At 44.4% G+C, this 23748-nt stretch carries 20 protein-coding genes; 13 read left to right on the top strand and 7 right to left on the bottom strand.

Features of this window, described 5'->3' with window-relative positions; genetic code table 11:
• Nucleotides 1-33 precede the first annotated feature (33 nt).
• Nucleotides 34-231, top strand: a complete 198-nt coding sequence (locus ACESR9_RS01895) for a DUF3272 family protein (protein WP_373105233.1) — start codon at nt 34-36, stop codon at nt 229-231.
• Nucleotides 232-273: 42 nt separating this feature from the next.
• On the opposite strand, the gene ACESR9_RS01890 is transcribed toward ACESR9_RS01895, so the two are convergent.
• Together ACESR9_RS01890 and ACESR9_RS01885 are read right to left on the bottom strand one after the other, a co-directional pair.
• Nucleotides 274-1818 carry a helix-turn-helix domain-containing protein gene (locus ACESR9_RS01890; protein ID WP_373105231.1) on the bottom strand — a complete coding sequence of 515 codons (1545 nt, stop codon included), beginning with the start codon at nt 1816-1818 and terminating at the stop codon, nt 274-276.
• A complete protein-coding gene (locus tag ACESR9_RS01885; RefSeq protein ID WP_373105228.1) occupies nt 1799-3466 on the bottom strand; it encodes a sensor histidine kinase in 1668 nt (555 codons plus the stop codon). Before ACESR9_RS01885 ends, ACESR9_RS01890 begins: the two co-directional genes overlap by 20 nt.
• 194 nt (nt 3467-3660) lie before the next feature.
• Between ACESR9_RS01885 and ACESR9_RS01880 the strand changes: the two genes are divergently transcribed.
• The 9 genes from ACESR9_RS01880 to ACESR9_RS01840 all read left to right on the top strand — a co-directional run bounded on the left by ACESR9_RS01880 (nt 3661) and on the right by ACESR9_RS01840 (nt 13611).
• Nucleotides 3661-4578, top strand: coding sequence for an ABC transporter permease (locus ACESR9_RS01880; protein WP_195529361.1), 918 nt, complete (start codon nt 3661-3663; stop codon nt 4576-4578).
• A gap of 15 nt (nt 4579-4593) precedes the next feature.
• Nucleotides 4594-5490: a carbohydrate ABC transporter permease gene (locus ACESR9_RS01875; protein WP_373105225.1), complete on the top strand. Its 897-nt coding sequence runs from the start codon at nt 4594-4596 to the stop codon at nt 5488-5490.
• 9 nt (nt 5491-5499) lie between these two features.
• On the top strand, nt 5500-7062 hold the full coding sequence (locus ACESR9_RS01870; RefSeq protein ID WP_373105223.1) for a type 2 periplasmic-binding domain-containing protein: 1563 nt from the start codon (nt 5500-5502) through the stop codon (nt 7060-7062).
• Between the two features lie 104 nt (nt 7063-7166).
• Nucleotides 7167-7805, top strand: a complete 639-nt coding sequence (locus ACESR9_RS01865) for a YesL family protein (protein ID WP_373105220.1) — start codon at nt 7167-7169, stop codon at nt 7803-7805.
• A 459-nt stretch (nt 7806-8264) separates the two neighbouring features.
• Nucleotides 8265-9527 carry an ABC transporter permease gene (locus ACESR9_RS01860; protein WP_373105218.1) on the top strand — a complete coding sequence of 421 codons (1263 nt, stop codon included), beginning with the start codon at nt 8265-8267 and terminating at the stop codon, nt 9525-9527.
• 6 nt (nt 9528-9533) lie between these two features.
• Nucleotides 9534-10175, top strand: coding sequence for an ABC transporter ATP-binding protein (locus tag ACESR9_RS01855; RefSeq protein ID WP_151378742.1), 642 nt, complete (start codon nt 9534-9536; stop codon nt 10173-10175).
• Nucleotides 10176-10187: 12 nt separating this feature from the next.
• Nucleotides 10188-11564 carry an ABC transporter permease gene (locus ACESR9_RS01850; protein WP_373105215.1) on the top strand — a complete coding sequence of 459 codons (1377 nt, stop codon included), beginning with the start codon at nt 10188-10190 and terminating at the stop codon, nt 11562-11564.
• A 71-nt stretch (nt 11565-11635) separates the two neighbouring features.
• Nucleotides 11636-12289: a response regulator transcription factor gene (locus tag ACESR9_RS01845; RefSeq protein ID WP_003011239.1), complete on the top strand. Its 654-nt coding sequence runs from the start codon at nt 11636-11638 to the stop codon at nt 12287-12289.
• Nucleotides 12286-13611 (top strand): sensor histidine kinase, encoded by a 1326-nt coding sequence (locus ACESR9_RS01840; RefSeq protein WP_373105210.1) that lies wholly within the window; start codon nt 12286-12288, stop codon nt 13609-13611. Before ACESR9_RS01845 ends, ACESR9_RS01840 begins: the two co-directional genes overlap by 4 nt.
• A gap of 43 nt (nt 13612-13654) precedes the next feature.
• Here ACESR9_RS01840 and ACESR9_RS01835 read toward each other — a convergent pair whose 3' ends face one another.
• The 5 genes from ACESR9_RS01835 to ACESR9_RS01815 all read right to left on the bottom strand — a co-directional run bounded on the left by ACESR9_RS01835 (nt 13655) and on the right by ACESR9_RS01815 (nt 19269).
• Entirely contained in the window at nt 13655-14344 is a 690-nt protein-coding gene (locus ACESR9_RS01835; RefSeq protein ID WP_373105208.1) for an ABC transporter ATP-binding protein, read from the bottom strand.
• Nucleotide 14345: 1 nt separating this feature from the next.
• A complete protein-coding gene (locus ACESR9_RS01830; protein ID WP_373105206.1) occupies nt 14346-15449 on the bottom strand; it encodes an ABC transporter permease in 1104 nt (367 codons plus the stop codon).
• 961 nt (nt 15450-16410) lie between these two features.
• A complete protein-coding gene (gene birA / locus ACESR9_RS01825; protein ID WP_373105205.1) occupies nt 16411-17352 on the bottom strand; it encodes a bifunctional biotin--[acetyl-CoA-carboxylase] ligase/biotin operon repressor BirA in 942 nt (313 codons plus the stop codon).
• Between the two features lie 8 nt (nt 17353-17360).
• Nucleotides 17361-18368: a LacI family DNA-binding transcriptional regulator gene (locus ACESR9_RS01820; protein WP_373105202.1), complete on the bottom strand. Its 1008-nt coding sequence runs from the start codon at nt 18366-18368 to the stop codon at nt 17361-17363.
• 67 nt (nt 18369-18435) lie between these two features.
• Nucleotides 18436-19269 carry an AraC family transcriptional regulator gene (locus tag ACESR9_RS01815; RefSeq protein ID WP_373105200.1) on the bottom strand — a complete coding sequence of 278 codons (834 nt, stop codon included), beginning with the start codon at nt 19267-19269 and terminating at the stop codon, nt 18436-18438.
• A gap of 161 nt (nt 19270-19430) precedes the next feature.
• On the opposite strand from ACESR9_RS01815, the gene ACESR9_RS01810 reads away from it, so the two are divergent.
• Genes ACESR9_RS01810 through ACESR9_RS01800 form a run of 3 tightly spaced genes read left to right on the top strand, consistent with a single transcriptional unit; the run spans nt 19431 to nt 23747 of the window.
• Complete coding sequence (locus ACESR9_RS01810) at nt 19431-21593, top strand: alpha-galactosidase (RefSeq protein WP_373105197.1); 2163 nt, start codon at nt 19431-19433, stop codon at nt 21591-21593.
• Between the two features lie 14 nt (nt 21594-21607).
• A complete protein-coding gene (locus tag ACESR9_RS01805) occupies nt 21608-22867 on the top strand; it encodes an extracellular solute-binding protein (protein ID WP_373105194.1) in 1260 nt (419 codons plus the stop codon).
• Nucleotides 22868-22880: 13 nt separating this feature from the next.
• Nucleotides 22881-23747 carry a carbohydrate ABC transporter permease gene (locus tag ACESR9_RS01800; RefSeq protein WP_024055928.1) on the top strand — a complete coding sequence of 289 codons (867 nt, stop codon included), beginning with the start codon at nt 22881-22883 and terminating at the stop codon, nt 23745-23747.
• Nucleotide 23748 lies beyond the last annotated feature (1 nt).

Here is a 23748-nt window from a genome sequence, read left to right as displayed (position 1 = left end):
GAATTTTTTACCGAATCATGGTAAAATAATGATATGAATACAAAACAATTTGCAGTGATAGCAGTCTTTACTGCTATGGAGACATACTTTTTCAATGAAGCGACCATGGCAGGTCAGATGCTCTTTGCATTCTTTTGGGCCCTCTTGATCCTGCGCAATCTTCAGACGGCCTATATGGTGGAGAAAATTGCTAGTGTCATTGAAAAAGAAATCAGAAAGAAAAGAAAATAAAACCTTTGAAAAGGAATCCTTTTTCAAAGGTTTTTTCTTGTTTTAAAAGGCTTCTTGGGATTGCTTGCGGTAATCTCCTGGGGAGAGGCCGACCTTCTGTTTAAAAGCCTTTGTAAAGTAAGAGTAGTTGTCGTAGCCCACCTGAAGGGCGACTTGGTAAATGGGGGTATTGCTTTGCGATAGCATCTCTTTTGCGGCGGCCATCCGTTTATCGGTGATGTATTTCACCAGGGTTTCGCCGGTGTCGCGCTTAAACATCCGTGCTAGATGATCTGGACTAAGAAAAACCATTTCGGCCAGCTTGGTGCGACTGATATCCTCCTTGTAATGGTGATCGATGTAGTCAGTGATCCGCTGGATTAGATTGGATTGGTGTTCTAGATCGATCACATAATGGCGAGCAGAGCTCCAGTAATCTTCGATATAGGCTTCAAAAGCTTCGATGGCATGAAACCGCCGTTCGAAGAGAAATTGATGGTGTTTGTTTTGAAATAACTTGTGGGCGAGAATGCCGTTCTTATCCAGATAAATCCCAATTTGCTGGGTCCAGTCTAGCTGGAGTTCACTCAGAGTTGAGATCGGGATGCGATCTTGAGTCTCTAAGCTATGGATGATTTGGAGGAGCTGTTCTGTCTCTAGTTGATTTGTAAAAGTAAGCGATATTCGATGAGCGGGCTTTTGAGGTGCTGGATTTGAGGAAGTGTAGGAGTGGATGCTGTTCCAATGGAAAACTTGTTCTTCACTGTATTGGCAGAGTTGCAGAGCCTTCATCAAGAGCGTCTCAAGGGAAATGGCATCTGAATAGAGAAGGATAGAGGATCGGTCTAAGTCTTGCTGGATCTTCTGCTGGATAGCCTTTAGGAAGTCTGCACACTCTGTAGTCTGATTCTTTTTGAAGAGGCAGAGGTAGCGATCGGTCTGGTTTTCGATTTTACTGAGGGCGCAGTAGTGGACAGGGAAATCTAGGGAGAGATCCTTGATACAATGGCGGAGCTGCAAGCGCCAAGAAGGGACGCTGGGGTGAAAGTCTTCTTCAACTAAGTGGAGAGTGATGAGGACCAAGAGGTATTCTTCATGTGATTTGGGGCTATAGCCTCGTTTTGTTACTTCTTGAAGGAGCAGTTCTGCTTGAGATGGACGCGGTTTTCGCAAGTAGTCATGCCAAAATTCAGCTTCTTTTTGCCCTTGCTGGGCTAATTGGATCGCACTCTTGTGGCGCTTGATCTTATTGAGGGCTTTTTGAATGATAAATTCTAAGCGGTCGGGGTCAATCGGTTTGAGGTAGTATTCAAAACTTTGGAGTTCAATGGCTTTTTGAGCATAATTGAAATCAGCATAATTGGTGAGGAAGATCGTTTGAATGTCATATTTTTCTGACCGTACCCAGGCTAGGAGATCTAGCCCACTGCCCTGTGGCATCTCGATATCACTGATCATGAGGGCGATCGGGTGACTTTGAATGATGGCTTGGGCTTGGCTCAGGCTGGAGGCGGTATATACCTGCTCAATGCCCAAGGCTTCCCAATGGATGGTTTCCTGTAGGGCTTTAATGATAAAACGATCATCGTCAACGAGTAGGATATTCATGTGTGTCTCCTTTGTAGGGTTCATAAGGAAGGCCCAGTTGGATGCGAGCACCTCCTTGGGATCCATTTGAAAATTGAAGCGTGTAGTGATCTGGATAGAGGAGATCCAGCCGCTCCCGTGCATTGGTCAAACCAATGTGATGGCCATCTTCTGTAACTAAGGATTTTTTCTTTGCTAGATCTTGTAAGATAGCGGAGCTAAAACCTGAACCATTATCCTGAAGGCATATGGCAAGCTGTTGGTTTGCTTCTTCATGAATGGAAAGCTGGATATGGAAGGAATCTTGGAAAGAAAAGCCGTGTTTGATGGCATTTTCTACAAAGGTTTGTAGAAGCAGAGGTGGAATGGCCGCATCTTTCAGACCAGGATCCCAGTCTAGGTCAAAGTGGATGCTGTCCCCATAGCGGATTTTCTGGATTTCTAGGTAATTTCGGATATGTTGGATTTCATCTGCTAGGCGATTAAAATCTTGGTGGGCTTGAAAGAGGTGACGCAAGTAATTGGAAGTCACCTTGGTCAACTCCTCGATTTCCTTATAGTTCTTGGTTTGGAGCATGCTGTGAATCATGGAGAGCATGTTGAGGTAAAAATGGGGTCGGACTTGATTTTTGAGGTAATTGAGTTCGACTTTTTTGAGATTGAGTTGCGCGTGGTAGGCTCGAATTTGGAGGTCTTTCATATGGATTAGGACCTGATTGATCTTGTGATTGGCTTGATCGATCTCTAAGATCCCTTGGTCTTCGATCACATCTAGCTTGGTGGAAGCAGCGTCTAGCTGAGAAAGGCGTTGGGTGAGTCGTTTCATCGGTTGGATCATCCGTTGACGAATATAAAGGATTAGAATGGTAGAGAGAACGGCGATGATCAAAGGAACCAAAGAAAGAAGGGTTTCAAGTACGATATTTGTACGGAAAACGTCTCCGTAATCGACTGTCACATAAAGATCAAAAGGCAGATGGGTTTGATTGCTATCGGCTTGAATGACAGAATCTGTAGCATGGATCTGATTGGGGCGTTCGATGGATAAGCGCCCTTTTTTTCCAATATTGAGCTTTTGCAAGGGTCTTAAAATATTCTGGGTAGAAATGATGGCATAGATAGCCTTGCCCTTGTAATGAAGGGATTTCAAGAGATAATCATGCTGGTTCAGGCTGATTCGTTGCCATTTTTGACGGGTCTTGTCTGTTTCTTTGTCATAGGTTTTAAGATGATCTTTCAATTGTACATAGTCCAGGTAGGGCAGTTGAAGACTGGAAGCGTTGAAAAAATGTGGGATGTCTTTTGTCTCTATGAAAAAGGTAATGGGGCTATCCATCTGGTACTGAAACTCCGTGAAATCAATCCGCAGTTTTTTTAGATTTTCATGAAAATCCGTGAAATCAAGCGGAGTATTGAGCTCTGTCAAATAGTCGTTGTGACTAATGGTACTGTACATAAAACGCTCAACGGAGTGAAGCTCTGTATTTAAGGAATCCGCATAGATATGAATCGAGTCCTCTAAATGGAGCATATTTTGGTGTTTAATAAAATTTCGGCTAATCCCACCAATCAAAAGGTTGATCAAGGTATTGACGACTAAGAGGAGAAAGAGTAGGCGCGAAAAAAATTGGATCGAGTGATCTCGTGTACTTCTGTGAATAGCTTTCATAATGAGCACCTCACATATATTATAGCACTATTTGAAAACGGATTCATGAACAAAACCGATATTAAAGTAAAAAAATCGGGAAAGTGCATGTTTTTGTGTGGAGAAAACGGAAAAGTGAATGAAGATGCACGAAAAAGTTCTATAAAGATGGAAAGGATTCCTATAAAATAGAGGAGAAAGAAAAGGAGGGCCTTATGAAAAGCGAAGTAAATGCGAAGCAGAGCAAATTTAAGAAAAATATTCCTTTATATGTGCTGCTCCTACCATCGATTATTTTATTGATTTTATTTGCCTATATCCCTATGGCGGGTCTAGTCATCGCTTTTAAAGATTACTCTCCCGCTACTGGGATATTTGGAAGTCCTTGGGCTGGTCTCAAGTATTTTAACCAGTTCTTCTCATCCTTCCAATTTGCGACAACCATGAAGAATACCTTGAAAATTTCTATTTACAGTATTCTGGTGGGTTTTCCCTTGCCGATTGTTCTAGCCATTATTTGCAACCAGATTCGTGTGGGCAAGTTCAAAAAAGTCTTTCAAGTAACGACTTATTTGCCTCATTTTATCTCGACCATGGTCATGTGTGGGATGATTATTCTCTTTCTCTCTCCAAGTAGTGGACTGTTAGCCAATGTCCTCAAATTGGTCGGCTTAAAGATGCCTGCTCTCTTATCCAAACCGGGTAGCTTTGCAGGTGTCTATGTCTGGAGCGATGTCTGGCAACATATCGGTTGGGATAGTATCATCTATCTAGCCGCTCTATCGGCCATTGATCCGACCTTTTATGAAGCTGCGACCATGGACGGGGCGAGTCGATTGCAAAAGATCCGTCATATTGACTTACCCTTACTGTTACCAACGGCGATGATTCTCTTGATTCTCAGAGCAGGAAGCCTACTCAGTGTTGGTTTTGAAAAGGTCTTGCTCTTGCAAAATCCACTCAATCTGGCAGGAAGTGAAATCATTTCGACCTATGTTTACAAAGTGGGGATGATTAATTTCCAATATAGTTATTCGACAGCGATCGGTCTCTTTAATACCTTGGTCAACTTGATCATCTTACTGTCGGTCAACTGGTTTGCGAAACGCTATACCAAGACAGGATTGTTCTAGAAAGGAGGAGAAATTGTGAAATTGTTTCAACATGCGAGAAAGACCAAGTCAGAAATTCTCTTTGATGTTTTTATCTATGGTCTAGCGATTTGCTTGACTCTCTTGATTGTCTACCCTTTGTGGTTTGTTATCATTGCCTCCTTTAGTAATCCGTCTGATGTGGCAACTGGTAAGGTTTGGTTTATCCCGAGGGAATGGCGACTAGATGGCTATCAACGCTTGATTGAACAGCCTTTGTTTCTAAAGAGCTATCTCAACACCATCCTCTACACGGTTGTAGGGACCATCGTTGCCCTGGTCATTAATATCCCGGCTGGTTACGCTTTGTCGCGAAAGGACCTCTTTGCTAAGAAATGGGTCAGTGTTTTCTTTATCGTTCCTATGTTCGTCTCTGGGGGCTTGATTCCCATTTATTTGACAGTGAAACAATTGGGTTTGGTCGACACCTTCTGGGTAATGGTCGTACCGTTTGCAGTTTCTCCTTACAATATCGTTGTAGCTCGAACTTTCTTTAACAATAGTATTCCAGAAGGGATGTGGGAAGCCGCCCAGATCGATGGTTGTGGAACCATTCATTACTTCAGAAAGATCGTGCTCCCCTTGTCCAAGGCTATTATTGCCGTTATTGGACTTTGGACAGCAGTAGGGATCTGGAATTCTTGGTTCAATGCCTTGATTTATTTGACCAATGAAAATCTCCAACCCCTACAACTGATCCTGCGCCGTCTCTTAATTAGTAATCAAATGTTGCAATCGCAAGCAACAGGGGAGGTAGCTTCTGACCTCCGTATTAAGGCTGATATGATGAAATATGCAGCCATCGTTATCTCAACAGCACCGATTATGATGCTGTATCCATTCGTCCAAAAATACTTTAATCAAGGTGTCATGATAGGGGCCTTGAAAGAATAGGAGAAGATCATGAAAAACAGGAAATTTGCCTATCTGCTCCTTGGAGCAGCTGCTTTAGCTGGCTTGACGGCTTGTGGAGCTTCCACAAATAAATCAAGCAATGACAAGAATGATGGAAATACCTTCAAGATCACGACCGTTCGTTGGTCGGATTGGGGGGAAGACTATCACAAAGGTTTTCTAGATGATTCAGCCAAGGAATCAGGTATCAAGATCAAATGGGATACCATGGTGGCTGCAGACTGGTCGGATAAGAAATCTGTCCTTGTAGCCAGTGGAGATTTACCAGACGCATTCTTGGGATCCAATGCCTTCACGGATTCTGAAATCGCTCAGAACCAAAACATGTTCATCCCATTGGAAGACTTGATCAAGGATAATATGCCCAACTTGAACAAGGCCTTTGAAAAAGAACCAAAATTAAAAGCCATGGTGACCAACCCTGATGGTCATATTTACAGTCTGCCTAAGAAATTGCCAATGCGGCCAATCGTCGGCAACCAACTCTTTATTAATAAGAAATGGTTGGACAACCTTGGCTTGAAGATGCCGGAAACCTATGATGAATTGGTGACTGTTTTACAAGCCTTCAAGGACAAGGATGCTAATGGCAATGGGGATGTCAATGATGAAATTCCATTTGGTTCTGGTAACTTTGATCCGACCTTCTCTTATATCTTGCCATTCAACAACCGTCTGGGTGGAGATAATACCTATGAAATGTCCGTCAAAGATGGCAAACCGGTCTACCTCCGGACGGAAGAAAGTTATAAACAAGGGATAGCGGCTATGCATGAAGCCTACAAGAAAGGCTTGATCGACCCTGAACTCTTTACAGAAGATACCTCTATGTCTGTTGCCAAACGGATGGACAAGGGAGTGGCGCGTGTCGGTGTATCAAGTGGTTGGACAGCAGATGCAACCTTTGGCCAACATGCCAGCGAATATGCTCCTCTCCCAGCATTGAAAGGCCCAGATGGCAAACAATATGTCGTTTCTGACCCAGATCATTTGAACTATGGACGCAATGAAATCCTGATCACGAATAAGTGCAAGGACCCTGCAAAATTGCTCAAATGGTTGGATAAATTCTACACGGATGATGCCAGCATCCAAAACTTCTATGGTTCCTTTGGCATTGCGACTGAAAAAGATGGTGACAAGTACAAGGTCTTGGCTCCAAAAGATGGTAAATCTGCCGATGAATGGGCTTGGATCAATTCCCTTCGTGACTTTGGACCAAAATATGTGTCGGATGATATCAATAGTCATGTCGACATCGACCAAACACAAGGTGATGGTCTCAAATTGAAGATGGATAAAGAATTGAAACAATACGCTTTGCCAGCATATCCAAATGTCATCTACTCTCAAGAAGAATTAAACAAATTGTCCTCTATTTATGTAGATATCAACTCTTATGTTACCCAACAAGCTTCTAAATGGGTAGTAGAAGGGGGCATCGAAAAAGAATGGGATGATTACAAAGCAACTTTGAAGAAGATGGGCATTGATGACTTTATGAAGATTCAACAGGATGCCTATGATCGTTACCAAAAAGAAGTGAAGTAACAGGGGTCTAAATGGATTCAAGTAAGTAACTCAGGGGCGTAGAGCCCCTGAGTGCTTCCTTAGAGGAAGTAGCAGAAATTGAGATGAAGCACAAGGAGAAGAAGATGAAAAAATTATTTTCATTGGATGGACGCTTGGTCAAGACCTTGACCCGGTTGACAGACATCATTATCTTGAACACCTTGTTTATCGTTTGCTGCCTTCCGGTTCTCACGATCGGTGCATCGCTTACGGCTTTAGCAACCATGTGGCACCGATTGTTGAAAGGGGAAGATACGGATCTCGTCTTTCATTTTTTCCGTCTCTTTCGCGCTAATTTTAAGCAAGCAACGGTGATTTGGTTGACTTGCCTAGGACTATCTGCCCTTCTTTATCTGGATTACTGCCTTTTTTCAAATACGGCCTTTTTAAGTGAGTATGGGATTTGGATCTTGCTTCCCTTTATCGTCCTTCTATGTGGAGGGATGACCTTGATCTTTCCTTATATCGGCCTCTTTGAAGATCCTACAAGAAAGGTCTGTCTGAATAGTTTCCTCATTGCTCTCTTAAATCCTATTCAAACCATCTTTCTTATCTTCTTCAATCTGGCAGTGATTTATATCAGTCTCAGTAGTCCTGAACGGTTACTGACAGCTATTTATCTCTTTACCTTTGGAGGTTTCGCTCTTTGGAGCTTCTTGAATGTCCGACTGACCGATCAGATCTTTTCAAATATCCAAGAAGGAGAAATCTTTGAAAAATGAAGTCAAGGAAGTGGGGCGTATGTTTTACGGATATTATTTAAATCGAATAAAGTTTCCTAGATTTTTAGGAAACGATAGAGAGTAGCACAACTTTTTTTGCTAAAAAACTAAGTGATGCTGAAAAGAATAAATGATATAGACTTTTAGCCTTATTCAAACATATGCTGAAACTTTCCGCTGTGAGAAAAGTGCTAGAAATATGATTGTTTCTAGCACTCGGGAGTTTTGGAACTTTAGGTCCAAAACTAAGTCATGGAACTTCGAAGAAGTACGCTGACGTCCGACCTCACCTAAGGAAAGTTTCTCTGGTGACTTTTTCTCAATCCGAAGTTTCCTAGAAAATCTAGGAAACTTTTTCTATTTCATAAACATTTCACATTTCTTTTCTATAATAACTATAACAAATGATGAAAGCGCCCATATTGCATTGCTGTGGGCTTTGAAATGGAGGGTGAGATTATGCTCTTACAACAGGCAATCGCCTATATTTCTCGAAAAAGAACGAGGAATCTGGTCCTCTTTCTGATTCTGCTCTTAATCCTCTCTTGCTTGTATTTCTGTTTTTCACTGATGCAAGTGGGAGGAAGGTTAGAGGAACATATCAAGCAGTCGGCTGGGACCAGTTTTGCCTTGACCAGTAAGCAGGGGGATACGCCCTTTGCTCTGAAGGAAGCTGAAAAGGTGGAGCAGCTAGCTGGGGTGGGAGCCATGGTTCCTCAATATGAAAGTCCCGTTCGCATTCTTGGTAAAGAAGCAGTGACGGGACAGCAGTCGGTAGAGCGGGATGATTTGGGGCAGGAAGCCAAGCAAGCGCTAGGCGCTGTCTTTACCCAGAAGACAGACCAGCACCTAGATTTCCGCAGTGGCAGTTTCCAACTGGTGCAAGGCAAGCACTTATCCGACAAGGCTCGCGGGCAGATCTTGATCCACCAAGAGTTGGCTAAAAAGAACAAGCTAAAGGTCGGAGATTCCTTGACCTTATCCAGCTTTCAGATGGGAGAGACTCCTGCCAAAGAGCAAACCTTTAAAATCGTAGGGATCTTTTCAGGTAAGAAACAGGAAAAATTCACAGGAATGACCTCTGATCTGAGTGAAAATCAAGTCTACCTCCCTTATGAGGATGCGACCAAGCTTCTTGGTCTCAGTCAGCAAGAAGTGACCCAGGTCACCTTTGGGGTCAAAGATCCTGAGAAAATCGATGCCCTCTTGAAGCAAGTCAAAAGCTTGGATCTGGATTGGCAATCGCTACGCGTGGTCGAAGATCGCAAGGCCTTTGACCAGATGAAGGAATCCTCTCAGACCCTAGAAGGCCTGGTGCGGATCATGATGATCGTCCTCCTGGTGACGGGAGCAGGTGCCCTATCGCTCTTACTCAGTCTCTGGACACGAGAGCGGATTCATGAAATCGGCGTCCTCTTATCCATTGGGAAGAGCAAGGGCCGGATCTTTAGACAGTTCCTCTTGGAAGTGGTGCTGGTATCCTTACTAGCAGTGATCCCAGCCTTTCTCATCGGGCGGATGGTCAGCCATCGTTTCTTAGAGCAGTTTGTCGGACAGACCGGTCAACAGCAAACCCTAGAATTACTCAACCAAATCCCTCAAGGCCTTTCCTTAGGAATCGCCTATGCTAGCCTCTTGTGCTTGATCCTTCTGTCGCTCGGTGTAACTACCAGCATGATCTGGCGCAAGAGTCCAAAAGAAATATTAACAAAAATGAGTTAAGGAGAAATGACACCTATGTTAGAACTCAAACATGTATCCTATAGTTACCAAAGCTACCAAGAAGAGATCTTCTCAGACGTGAACTATCAGTTTAAAAATGGGACATTTTACAGCATTATCGGTCAGTCTGGAGCTGGGAAATCGACCCTCCTCTCCCTCTTGGCTGGTCTAGACAATCCTAAGAAGGGGCAGGTTCTCTTTGATGGGGAGGACATCCAGACCAAAGGGTCTAGCTACCACCGCAAGCACCATGTCTCCCTGGTCTTTCAGAATTACAATTTGATTGATTATTTGACGCCACTTGAAAATGTTCGCCTGGTCAACAAGCAGGCAGGGAAAGAAATTCTCTTGGAATTGGGGCTGGACGAAACGCAAATTAAGCGCAATGTCCTTCAACTATCTGGAGGGCAGCAACAGCGGGTGGCTATTGCGCGTGCGCTCGTTTCAGAAGCACCTGTCATCTTGGCGGATGAGCCGACAGGAAACCTTGACGAACAGACAGCAGGTGACATTATTGCCATTTTGAAGAAGTTGGCCAAGGAACGCCAAAAATGTGTCATTGTCGTCACCCACAGTAAGGAAGTGGCAGAGGCCTCCGATGTGGTCTTGGAATTGAGTCGCCGTAGCCTCGTTGAGAAGAGCAAGTAAGGAGGGAATGCTATGTTGCGAAATGCTTTTGCTTATATCACACGTAAATGGCCCAAGTCTCTCTTGCTCTTTGCCATCATTCTCCTCATGGGGACCTTGAGCTTGATCGGACTCTCCATGAAGGGAGCGACCCAAAAAGCTTCATCAGAAAGCCTGGGATCCATCACCAATAGCTTCTCCATGCAGATCAACAGACGGACCAATCCGGGAACCCCTCGGGGAGCTGGGAATCTCAGAGGAGAAGATATCGAAAAAATCAGCCAGGTAGAGGGGATCACCTCCTCCATCAGGCGGATCAATGCCATCGCGGATATCCTAGACCACGAGATCATTGAGACTGAAGAAACCCTGCAAAATCAATCTCCAGAGCGGGCCAAGAACTTTAAGAATACCTTGATGGTGACAGGGGTCAACGACTCTTCAAAAGAAGATAAATTTGTCTCTGGAGCCTACAAGCTGGTCCAAGGGGAGCATCTGACAGACAAGGACAAAAACCAAATCCTCATGCACGAAGATTTGGCGAAAAAGAATGGTCTTAAGGTGGGCGATAAGGTGCGCCTCAAGTCCAATCTCTACGATGCTGACAATGAAAAAGGGGCCAATGAAACCGTCGAAGTGACCATTAAGGGTCTGTTCTCAGGGAAGAACCAAGCTCCTCTAACTTACGCCCAAGAGTTGTACGAAGATACGCTCATTTCTGACTTGGATACAGCTGCCAAACTCTATGGTAATACTGTCCAAACAGCTACCTATGAGGATGCGACCTTCTTTGCTAAGGGGGATCAGGACCTGGATCAATTGATCGAAAAAATCAAAGCACTCGACATTGACTGGAACCTCTATGACTTGGTTAAGAGCTCTTCCAACTACCCAGCCTTGCAAAAATCCATCAGCAGCATGTTCCAAGTGGCGGACTACTTGTTTATCGGTAGCCTCGTCTTTGCTAGCTTGCTTCTCACCCTTCTCCTTGTCTTGTGGCTCAATGCTCGTCGCAGAGAAGTGGGTATCTTGCTAGCTCTGGGACTCTCCAAGGTGCAGATTGCAGGGCAATTCGTGGCAGAATTAGTCATGATCTCCATTCCAGCCTTCCTCCTTTCCTATGGAGTCGCAGGACTTCTTGCCAAAGGAGTCGGAGATACTGTGCTTAAAAACGTAACCAGTGGCATTGCCAAACAAATGGCTCAAGAATCCTCTGCAGCCAACCTTGGTGGTGGAGCTGAGGCAGAAAGCTTCAGTAAGACCCTGACAGACCTCCATATGGACATCCAACCGAGCCAATTGTTGGTGATTGTTTTGGTTGGTGGCCTCCTCTTGATTCTCGTATCCATCCTTTCTTCTCAATGGCTCTTGTATAAGAAACCAAAAGATCTCTTGGTGGATGTCGAATAAGAGATTGTTTCCTAAAATAGAAATAGGGTATAATAGGAGGTAGAAGAAGTTTCTTAGATAAAGGAAAGTGTATGAAGATACTAATCGTAGAAGATGAAGTCCTGATTCGCGAAGGGATGAGCGACTATCTCATGGAATGTGGCTATGAAGTCTTCGAAGCAGGCGATGGGCAGGAGGCCCTGGACCTCTTTCACAGAGAGGCGCCAGATCTGGTCTTGCTGGATATCCAGCTCCCTATCCTCAATGGCTTGGAAGTGCTTAAGGCCATCCGGAAGACCAGCTCGGTCCCTGTCCTCATGTTGACGGCCTTCCATGACGAGGACTATAAGTTGACGGCCTTTGGAGAGTTGGCAGACGGCTACCTGGAAAAACCCTTCTCCTTGTCCCTCTTGAAGGTCCGTATCGAAGCTATTTTTAAAAAGCTCCAGCCTTCCCGGGTCTTCACCTATGGAGAGGCACGGGTGGATTTTGAGAGCTACACTGCCAGCCTAGCTGGGCAAGCCATCTCCATGAATGCCAAGGAGTTGGAAATCTTGGAATACTTGCTCCAGCATGAGGGTAAGGCCCGGACCCGCTCTCAGATCCTCGATGCCGTCTGGAAGGAGACGGAGGAGATTCCTTTTGACCGGGTAATCGATGTCTATATCAAGGAACTACGAAAAAAACTAGAGCTGGACTGTATCGTTACGGTACGCAATGTCGGCTATAAATTGGAGAGACCATGACCAAACGAAGTATCTTTGCAAAGATCTTTCTGATCACCTTTGCCCTTTTTAGTGGCTTAGTCATCCTTCTACATGCTTCGGTTTACTTTATTTTCCCCTCGACCTATATCGAGTCTCAGCGCCAGACGATTTTGAAGAAATCACAGGCCCTGGCCAAGAGTTTCCAGGGTCAGGAAGAAGGAACCATTGAGTCGGTCATCGACCTTTATTCCAAGACCAATGATATCAAGGTCTCGATCAAGGGCAAGGAAAAACAAAATGCCCTAGAGGTTAAGGATGACCTGCTCGTGAACCCTGATAGCCAGAATAATTCGCTGGTCATTGAAGAGCGAAAGATTGAGACCAAAGAGGGGAAAGACTTAACCTTGCAATTCTTAGCAACTGTCGATTCCAAAAAGGAAGCGCGGGACATCAGTCTGGGCTTTCTTCCCTATAGTCTCCTTGCTTCCTTTGTTCTGTCAGTGATTGCCTCCTATCTCTATGCCCGCCTGATTTCTGCTCCGATCCTTGAGATCAAGCAGATGACCAAGCGGATGAAGCGCTTGGATCGGACAGCTAGTCTTCCCATTCATTCGCAGGACGAGATCGGCGTTCTTAAGCAACAGATCAATGATCTCTATCGCCATCTCCTAGAAGTGATCGACAATCTAGAGCAGCAGAAACAGGAAAATCTGAAGTTGGAGCAGATGAAGGTGGAATTCCTACGTGGAGCCTCACATGAGCTCAAGACGCCTCTGGCCAGCTTGAAGATTATCCTTGAAAATATGCGGGATAAGATTGGCCGCTACAAGGATCGGGACCGCTACCTGTCGGTTTCCCTCGATATCGTCGATGAGATGAACCAGATCGTCTTAGAAATCCTGTCCCTGTCCTCTGTCCAAGAATTGGCCGGAGACAAGGAGTGGATCCAGCTGGATCAGGTCGTAGAGCAGATCCTCGATCAGTACAAGGTCTTGGCTCAATCCCGCGCGCTCACGATTGACAATCAGATCCCTGACAAAGCCGTCTATATGGACCCAGCGATTCTGAAATTGGTCCTCTCAAATGTCATCAGCAATGCAGTCAAGCATTCGGATGCCGGTGGAGAGATCCAGCTCCGTCTCGAAGAAGAAGGGACGCACTTGGCAGTTGAAAATACCAGTCAAGAAATGGTAAAGACTGCTGAAATGCCAATGACCGCTAGCCGTCAGAAGAAGGAAGGCGGCTTGGGACTCTTCGTGGTCCAACACTTGCTAGACCATGAGGAACTGGCCTACCAATTTGACAAAACGGCTATGGGCTTGCGCTTCTGTATGGAACTGCCCAAGGAGCCTCAAGAATAAAAAAACTAGCGAACAAGTGAAATGCTTGTTCGCTAGTTTGTATTTAATCAACCTTTTCTACCTTTAGCAATTGGCCGTGTTTTAATTCATAAATGGTATCCACATAGGTCAGGATAGAGCGGTCATGGGTCACCATGATGGCGCTCTTGTTTTTGGATTTGACTTCTTTTCGGATCAATTGGGCAATTTCTTGCCCTCGATCTGGGTCTAGGCTAGCCGTTGGTTCGTCGGCTAAAATGACCTGCGGATTTCCGATGAAGGCTCGAGCAATGGCTGCCCGTTGCTTTTGTCCACCGGACATCTGATTCGGATATTGGTGGTAACAAGCTTCGATACCCAGATCTGCTAACAAGGCTTTGACCTCCTCTTGGCGTTTTTTCTTGTCCTTTTTCCCCTTTAATTTGGCCACCAGTTCTAACTGGTCACCGATTTTCATATAGGAGAGGAGCTGGTGATCTTGAAAGATAAAGCCGAGCAATTCCAGCCGTTTTTGCGTCCATTGGCCTTGGTTGAGGCCGGTCAAGTCTTGGCCAGCGATACGAATCTGCCCCTCATCCGCTGATAAAAGCAAGCCAGCGATGGCCAAAAGCGTGGACTTACCAGATCCTGAAGGGCCCAAGATGGCGACGAATTCGTTGGGTTCGACGCTTAAATTCAGCTGGTTGAGGACATGGTGCATCTGGCTACCATCGGCGTAGGATTTTCTGATATTTTCTAATTCGATAATGGCCATCTTATTCTCCATTTCCACCAATGACTTCGATTGGATCTACTTTTTTGATTTTGACAAGGGACAAGGCACCACACAAAATAGAGGTCAGGATAAAGCTAACCGAGATGGTGAGATTGTCCTTCAGGGTCATAAAGGAAGGGACGCTATTGGGTAAAAATGGCGCCATTATGGTTGCCAAGCCAAGTCCCAGCAGCACTCCGATGAGGGAGATAATGGTGAGCTGGGATAGTTGGACATAGGTAATCTGGCTCATGGACATGCCAATAGCCTTCAAGACACCGAACTGTTTCAACTTCTGCAGGGTGAGGATATAGAAGAAGACCCCTAGGATAGCAGAAGAAGCGAGTAAGAGCACCCACGTGATCATCCGTAGCGTCAGATTTTGAGCCTTGTAGCCAGGGATTTTATCGATCACCTGCTTCTTATCCGCCACCATCAAATTGCTGGCTAGATCACTAGAAGGGATGCTTTTCTTGGTCACAAGGGTTTGGGCTTGCCATTGATAGCTTGGATCTGTTTTTTGCCGCAGGCCTGTGTAGGTTTCAGAGCTGATAAAGCCAATCTCGCTGTAGCCGTATTTGGCATTTTTCGCGAAGGCCACGACCTTGAGTTTTTGCTTAGAAGTTTTGTCGATCACTTGATCGCCGACTTGGATCCCTTCATCCTCTTTGAAAGAACTGTCCAAAATGACCTCGTTTTTCTTTAGGTCGGAGATCTTGAGGTCTGTATCTTCCATGATTGGATTGAGGATTTCTTCTTCGTTGTGATCGGTCGCGAAGTAGGTGATATCCAGAGTATTGGAATCCTCTGTTTTTGAGACGGTTGCTCGCTGGATGGACAAGCCCGAATAGTCCATCCCCTCTATCTTTTGGACCTCATCTAAATCCTTCGCCGTAATAGTTGAAAAGGGGATAATCCCTTCTGAATCCGTCGAAAGGATGTAGTGCAGGGCCCCATAGTTATCGATTTGGGCCGATACTGAACGCCCCAGTCCATTTGTCAGACCGGACAAGAACACCACCATAAACATGAGGATGGTAATGAGGAGTTCAATCAGGATAAACTTCTTGGGTTGGTATTTCATTTCATTCCATGCGATTTTCATATTCGTTCTCCTTTTAGCACGGAGGTGCTCAAGTAGTTTGGCACCTAAACATACTCTACCATCATACCACAAGTGGAGGGATAATATGGGGATGGTGTTTGGTAGAGTATGAAAGAATCGGATTTGTTTACTGTGTTCAATTTGATTCTCAATTATTAATTGTTAATGAATACAAAAATAAATCTGCTATAGACAAGAAAAAAAAGCCTTGATTTCAAGGCTTTTCCTGTTGATTTAGATGCCCCCTGCATGGATTTGGAAAGGACTTTCATATTGAGAGTAATTAAAAATGTTGAAATTTAATTGAATTTCGGAAGGCGCTTTTGGTATTTTCAATATCATGATTTAAAAGTAGGGCAAAAAACATACTGAATTGAACTGTTTAGTAGCTTAAATATATCACGCTGTTATCTAAAAAGTTAATTTTATAGAGTTTACTAAGATAGTTGCTGAGCTTTTATTTATCACTCCAACTTTATTATTATACCATAAAAATAATTAGAAAAACAGACTTGTATTATTTTGAAATTTGTATATGATGAAGGTGTAAGAACTATAAAATAGCCTGTTAGAAAGAGGAGGAAAAGAATGAATCAGGCTATATAAAATTGGTGATTGGTAATTAATGTTGTAAAACAAGAAAGGAAAAGGTAAAAAATGCAAATACATAAAAAATTTTTTATAGTAGCGCTGGTTTTATCCATTTGTATCTCACTTTATTTTCTTATCAATCCGTCTAATATTCTCACCTTTCCGATTTTTGTGAGTGAATTTGATGACACCACATTTAAATATTACATGTTTGTGAAGATTGGAGTTGTATTATTATTTATCAAATTCCTACTAGATATATGCTTAGAATTTATCAAGAATTGGTTTAAAAATTTTTGATATTTCTTCACACAAAAGAGTCTGAGACAGCGTTTTGTCCCAGACTCTTTTGTGAGTTGTGAGCTCTGTTTTATAGATTCCACTGCTTGAGGGAGATTTCGCCGCTATTGAGCCAGATTTCTTCTTGATTGTCTAATTGGACCAAGAGTTGGCCGGTATCAGAGATATCTTTGGCGAGGCCCTGATAGGTTTGCTGGTTCTGCTCAAAGGTGACGGTTCGTCCTAGGACCAAGGAGCGCTCTTTGTAGAGGTAGACCAGTTCATCGATATCCGTTTGGAAGAATTCCTTCCAGATCTCACTGATGAGGTCATTGCGGGTGATGGGACAAGGTCCTTCAAATAAGGAACCAGCCTTACTTTCTAGCTCTTCTGGGAAAGTAGGGATGGCTAAATTGAGACCGACTCCGATAATGACATCTGTGACAAGACCAGTCTCGATCGACGTGATAGCTTCGGTAAGGATTCCCGCAATTTTTTTATGGCGATAGTAAATATCATTGACCCACTTGATATCGATATCGATCAGGGTCAAGTTTTTAATAGCCTTGTAGATAGCTCCAGCGAGCATCAAGGTATAAGGAGGGAGCTCCGCAGGTGGCAGTTGAGGCTTGAGATGAAGGGACATGTAGATGCCCCCTTGATCGGGGCAATAGTAGTCACGACCAAAGCGGCCCTTTCCAGCGGATTGCGAATTGGCTAGGTAGAGCGCCTTGCCTTCTTGATGGGCTTCTATGCCTAATTTAGCATCCAATTGGGTGGAGCTACATTGTTCGTTTAAGGAAACGGTCAATTGGGTATTGCTTGCGATCACTTCAGGAAGCAGAATATCGCCTGAGACCAATTTGTAGCCCTTCTTTTTTAGGGATTCGATGACGACCCCATCTTTTTCTAGACGTTGGATGGCCTTCCAGATAGAGGTACGGGAAACACCTAGTTCTTGCGCCAGCTGCTCCCCGTTGACATAATCATCTGCCTGAGAAAGGGTTTGAAAGAGGATTTCATGTGTTTTCATAGGACCTCCTAGCGACTGCTGTCACGAATCGTCAGTTTGGTGGCTAATTTGACCATATAGGGAACACTTGGTTGATTCCCTTGAAAGGCTTGCCGGAGCATTTGAATGGCTTGCTTACCCATTTCTTCTGTATAGACGGTTACTGTAGAGAGGGCAGGAAAGACATACTTGGCAATGGAAGTATCATTGAAGGAAATGAGACTGACACGATCAGGAATTGCGATTTGGTGCTCCTGAAGAGAGCGAAGGGCTCCGACAGCCAAGGCATCACTGGCCATGAAAAAGGCAGTTGGTAAGTCGTCGCCCAATGCTTGAATCAGCTGCTCCATCATCTGATAACCCGACTCGGTCGAGAATTGCCCAACTGAGACAAAGCGCTCCTCATAAAGTCCTTTTTCCGTGAGAAACTGTTGAAAGGTCCGTTGACGGGGATCCATTTGAAGCGGTGTCGCATCTGCGGTCTCTTCCTGACCAACCAAGAGCCCGATCTCCTTGTGGCCATGATCAAGGAAATACTCGAGAGCGGTGATGACAGAATCTTCTAGATCGGTCGTCACACAGGAATGGCCCAGATAGAGGGTATTGCTATCGACAAAAATAAGGGGTTTGCCGTAGCTTTCCAGATCTTGAATAGTCTTGGGACTGAATTTCCCAAGAGCGATGATGCCGTCTGCCTCTTGAATCAAGGACCAATCGTCATTATTAAAGATACGAAAGATCTCATATCCTAATTCCTGGGCTTGTTTTTCTAACCCCATCCGAATGGCATAGTAGTAGAGGTCATCTAATTCTTCTTCGCGCGTGTACCATTCAAAGATGACGATTTTATGAAAATCCTCAACTGGTTGAGGCGCTGTTTTGCGGCTTTTCTTTTGGTAATGCAGGTCCTCAGCGATGCGAAGAATCCGACTGCGCGTGTCTTCACTGACCGATAAGGTTGCATCCTGGTTGAGGACGCGAGAGACCGTTGCCTGAGAAACGCCTGCTTTTTCCGCAATGTCTTTAATCGTTGCCATAGTTCATCCTTTATTGATTTCTACTTCCAGTATACTCTAAATACTAGTAAAAAGAAATAAAATTTTACTAAATTTTATGTTTGTTGCGATATTGGCTAGGAGTCAGCTGGCTATAGACCTTAAAGGCCTTTGAAAAATAGAGGGGATCTGAAAAGCCCACTGAGTATGCCACAATCTTGATGCTTTCGTTTGTGTTGGTCAGTAACTGCTGGGCACGCTGCATGCGGACCGAGTGCAAGAATTCCTTGGGAGAGATCTGGTGAAACTCCTTAAAGACAGTTGTCAGATAGGAGCGATGGACATTGAGGTCATCGGCGATCTCTTGAATACTCAAGTGTTCTTTATTGTAATGCGTCTCAATCACATGCTTGCAGGTCAGGTAGAGTTGATAGGTCGGAGAGAGATAGCTCTTTTGTACGTTGGGAGCTATTTCCCCAATGAGATAAAGGAGTTCATAGATCTGCGAGAGAAGGTGGAGTTGGTAGTGAGAAGTCATTTTTGAAGCCTCTGCCTTGTGGACGAGTTGTTCCATAAACTGGCCGATCTTTTCTGTTTCCACCTCTGTTTTCTTTAAAAAGCCTTTTTCATGCAAGGTTGAAAAACGCATGAAATCACTCACCTTGGTGCCACTGATGCCAATCCAGTAGTAGGACCAAGGTTCTTCTTCATCTGCCTTGTAGTAGGTCACCTTATTTTTGGGGAGAAGGAAGAGATCCCCGGCCTCTAGGTGGATTTCTTTTTTATTGAAGTGGAAGACTCCCTTTCCCTTGGTAATAAAATGCAGAACAAAATTGTCCCGAACGCTGGGGCCAAATTCATAGTTTTTAGGACAATCTTCGTAGCCATAAAAATCAAGGGCTAGGTCAATGGTATCAGTTTGGTATTCAGAAAAGACTAACATAGGTAAACCTCCTACCTAACATTTTACCATATATGTCCAACAAAATTCTATTTTAGTAAACGTTTACATAATGTAAGATAAAGACATGTTAAAAAAGAAAGTTATTGGAACTGAATTTAAAAATACATAGTGATATTTTATAGGATCCAATGGAGGAAGATATGGCAATTCGTATTGAACAGAATTTGTTCTATGTTGAAAGTAAGGGACTGAGCCTGATCCTTGAAAATCGGGATGGCTACCTGATGCTCAAGCATCTGGGACGTCCGATCCCGTCTTATCATTTTTCCAATACTGTGCATGAAAAAGATCATGCCTTCTCTGGGAATCCAACACCTGACAATCGCATCTTTAGTCTAGATACCCAGCGTCAGGTCTTGGGACAGCACGGGCTTGGAGATTTTCGAAAGCCGTCTATTCAAATCCAGCACGGCGCTACAGAGGTGACGGATTTCCTCTATGTCGGAGCCAATATCTACTCTGGCAGTGTCGAGGCAACTGGTCTTCCGAATCCTCACTCGGTAGATCAGGCTGAAACCTTAGCCCTGGTCTTTGAAGATGATCAAGCGGCCCTCCGGTTGACCATCTACTACACAGCCTACGAGGACCGGGCAACCATCACCAGCTTTTCAAAGATTGAAAACTATAGTGATGAAAGCGTCGTGATCCACAAGGCGCTCAGTGTGTTGGCCGATGTCCCAGCAGGTGACTATGATGTCATCACCCTTCAAGGGGCCTATGCGAGAGAAAAAACAGTCCGCCGCCAGCAAGTAGAGCAAGGAATCTTCTCCATCAACTCCAACCGTGGTGCTTCAGGACACGCCCAGACCCCAGCCCTGATCCTTGCTGACCATGAAGTGACAGAAGATGCTGGTTCTGCCCTTGCCTTCCAACTGCTCTACAGTGGGAATTTTGAAGGATTTGTTCAAAAGAATCAACTCAATGAAGTTCGCGTTGGATTGGGAATCAATCCAGAAAACTTCTCCTGGGAGTTGGCACCGAATCAGAGCTTTGATACCCCAGTGGCCATGATTAGCTACTCCCATAAGGGATTGACCGGTCTCAGTCAAGAGAGCCAAGCATTTGTCCAATACCATATCATTCCTAGCCAGTTTGCCTATAAAGAACGTCCAATTCTTATCAACAACTGGGAAGCGACCTACTTTGACTTTAAGAAAGACAAATTATTGGAGTTAGCGGATGAGGCCCAAAAAGTGGGGATCGAACTCTTTGTTCTGGATGATGGCTGGTTTGGCAATCGCTATGATGACAACCGGGCTCTCGGTGACTGGACTGTTAATGAAGAAAAATTAGGAGGAAGCCTAGCAGAACTGATCCAAGGCATCCATGACAAGGGACTTCAATTTGGCCTTTGGGTGGAGCCAGAAATGATTTCTGTTGATAGCGACCTCTATCGGGCTCATCCGGACTGGGCTATTCAAGTCCCAGGCTACGAACACACCTATTCACGGAATCAACTAGTGCTCGATTTCTCTAATAAAGAAGTAGTGGCTTATATCAAGCAGGTCTTGGATGACTTACTTGGAAAGCATGAGATCGACTATATCAAATGGGATATGAACCGCAATATCACCAAACTTGGGAATGGGAAAACCTACCTTGAAACCAAGATGCAATCCCATGCGTATATCTTGGGTCTCTATGAAGTGGTTTCTTACTTAACAGAGAAGTACGAGAACATCCTCTTTGAGTCCTGCTCCGGAGGTGGTGGCCGCAATGACCTCGGTATGATGCGTTACTTCCCGCAGGTATGGGCGAGTGACAATACGGATGCCATTGCTAGACTTCCGATCCAGTACGGTTCTAGCTACCTCTATCCTACCATTTCTATGGGGGCTCACGTATCAGCAGTGCCAAATCACCAGATGGGACGGATGACACCACTTGAAACGCGTGGTCATGTGGCCATGATGGGAAATCTGGGCTATGAATTGGATTTAACCAGTCTTCCGCAAGAAGAGTTGGATCGGATCGCAGCACAAGTCGCTCATTACAAAACGATTCGACCAGTTGTTCAATTCGGAAAACACTACCGCTTGATCAATCCAAGCCAAGGTAGCAATCAAGCAGCCGTCCAGTTCACTTATCAAGATCGCACGGTTGTAACTTATGTACGGGTCTTATCAACGGTTGAGGAGATCGAGCCGACCCTGAAACTCAAAGGATTGGAAGAAGATGTGCTCTATCGCTTAGAAGGGACGGATCAAGTCTATTCAGGAGCTGAGCTCATGTACGCCGGCTTAACCGTCGTTCTTCCTCAGGGAGATTTCCTCACTAAACAATATGTTTTTGTCAAAAAATAAAAGGAGACAGCCAAATGAAATGGTATAAAAAAATCGGACTTCTTGCGACTACAGGCCTAGCCTTATTTGGGCTCGGTGCTTGCTCCAACGATGGAAAATCTGCGGATGGCACAGTGACTATCGAGTATTTCAACCAGAAAAAAGAAATGACCAAAACCTTGGAAGAAATCGCGCGTGATTTTGAAAAGGAAAATCCAAAGGTCAAGGTCAAAGTTGTCAATGTACCAAATGGTGGTGAAGTATTGAAGACACGTGTCCTCGCAGGAGATGTGCCAGATGTGGTCAATATTTACCCACAGTCCATTGAACTGCAAGAATGGGCGAAAGCGGGTGTCTTCGAAGATTTAAGCAATAAAGATTATCTCAAACGCGTAAAAAATGGCTACGCTGAAAAATACGCTGTAAACGGGAAAGTATACAACGTTCCTTTCACAGCCAATGCTTACGGAATCTACTACAACAAAGATAAATTCGAAGAATTGGGCTTGAAGGTTCCTGAAACTTGGGACGAATTTGAACAGTTGGTAAAAGACATCGTTGCCAAAGGACAAACTCCATTTGGGATTGCAGGTGCAGATGCTTGGACCCTCAATGGTTACAATCAATTGGCCTTTGCGACAGCAGCAGGTGGAGGAAAAGAAGCCAACCAATACCTTCGTTATTCTCAACCAAATGCCATTAAATTGTCTGATCCGATTATGAAGGATGACATCAAGGTCATGGATATCCTTCGTATTAAAGGTTCTAAGCAAAAGAACTGGGAAGGTGCAGGTTATACAGACGTTATCGGAGCCTTTGCGCGTGGAGATGTCCTCATGACACCAAATGGGTCTTGGGCCATCACAGCGATCAATGAACAAAAACCGACATTCAAGGTTGGGACTTTCATGATTCCAGGGAAAGAAAAAGGACAAAGCTTAACCGTTGGTGCGGGAGACTTGGCATGGTCTATCTCAGCCACTACCAAACATCCAAAAGAAGCCAATGCCTTTGTGGAATACATGACCCGTCCAGAAGTCATGCAAAAATACTATGATGTGGACGGATCTCCAACAGCGATCGAAGGAGTCAAACAAGCAGGAGAGGATTCACCGCTTGCTGGGATGACCAAATATGCCTTTACGGATCGTCACTTGGTGTGGTTGCAACAATACTGGACCAGTGAAGCAGACTTCCATACCTTGACGATGAACTATGTCTTGACAGGTGATAAACAAGGGATGGTCAATGATTTGAATGCCTTCTTTAACCCGATGAAAGCGGATGTGGATTAGGAGTAGAGAAACGATGAAAAAAGTATTACAAAAATATTGGGCATGGGCTTTTGTGGTCATTCCCCTCTTATTACAAGCAATTTTCTTCTATGTGCCAATGTTCCAAGGAGCCTTTTACAGTTTTACCAACTGGACAGGTTTGACCTATAACTACAAATTTGTTGGCTTGAACAACTTTAAGCTCCTCTTTATGGATCCAAAATTCATGAATGCGATTGGCTTTACTGCGATCATCACGATTGCCATGGTGGTTGGTGAGATTGCCCTTGGGATCTTTATCGCGCGTGTCTTGAACTCAAAGATCAAAGGCCAAACCTTCTTCCGTGCTTGGTTCTTCTTCCCAGCTGTTTTGTCTGGTTTAACAGTGGCGTTGATCTTCAAACAAGTCTTCAACTATGGTCTACCAGCGATTGGGAATGCCCTTCATATCGAGTTTCTCCAAACCAGTCTTTTAGGGACTAAGTGGGGAGCAATCTTTGCGGCTGTCTTTGTCCTTCTTTGGCAAGGGGTGGCCATGCCCATCATTATCTTCTTAGCTGGTCTGCAATCTATCCCATCTGAAATTACAGAAGCAGCCAGAATCGATGGCGCGACGAGCAAGCAAGTCTTCTGGAATATTGAATTGCCTTACTTGTTGCCAAGTGTCTCTATGGTCTTTATCCTAGCCCTAAAAGGTGGGCTTACCGCCTTTGACCAAGTCTTTGCCATGACTGGTGGGGGTCCAAACAATGCCACAACCTCACTTGGGCTCTTGGTTTATAACTATGCCTTTAAAAACAACCAATTCGGATATGCCAATGCCATTGCCGTAATCTTGTTCTTCTTGATTGTAGTGATTTCGATCATCCAATTGAGAGTATCTAAGAAATTTGAAATTTAAG

The organism is Streptococcus parasanguinis, assembly GCF_964238605.1.
GTDB lineage: Bacteria > Bacillota > Bacilli > Lactobacillales > Streptococcaceae > Streptococcus > Streptococcus parasanguinis_AJ.
This window is presented reverse-complemented; position numbering and strand designations above follow the sequence as displayed.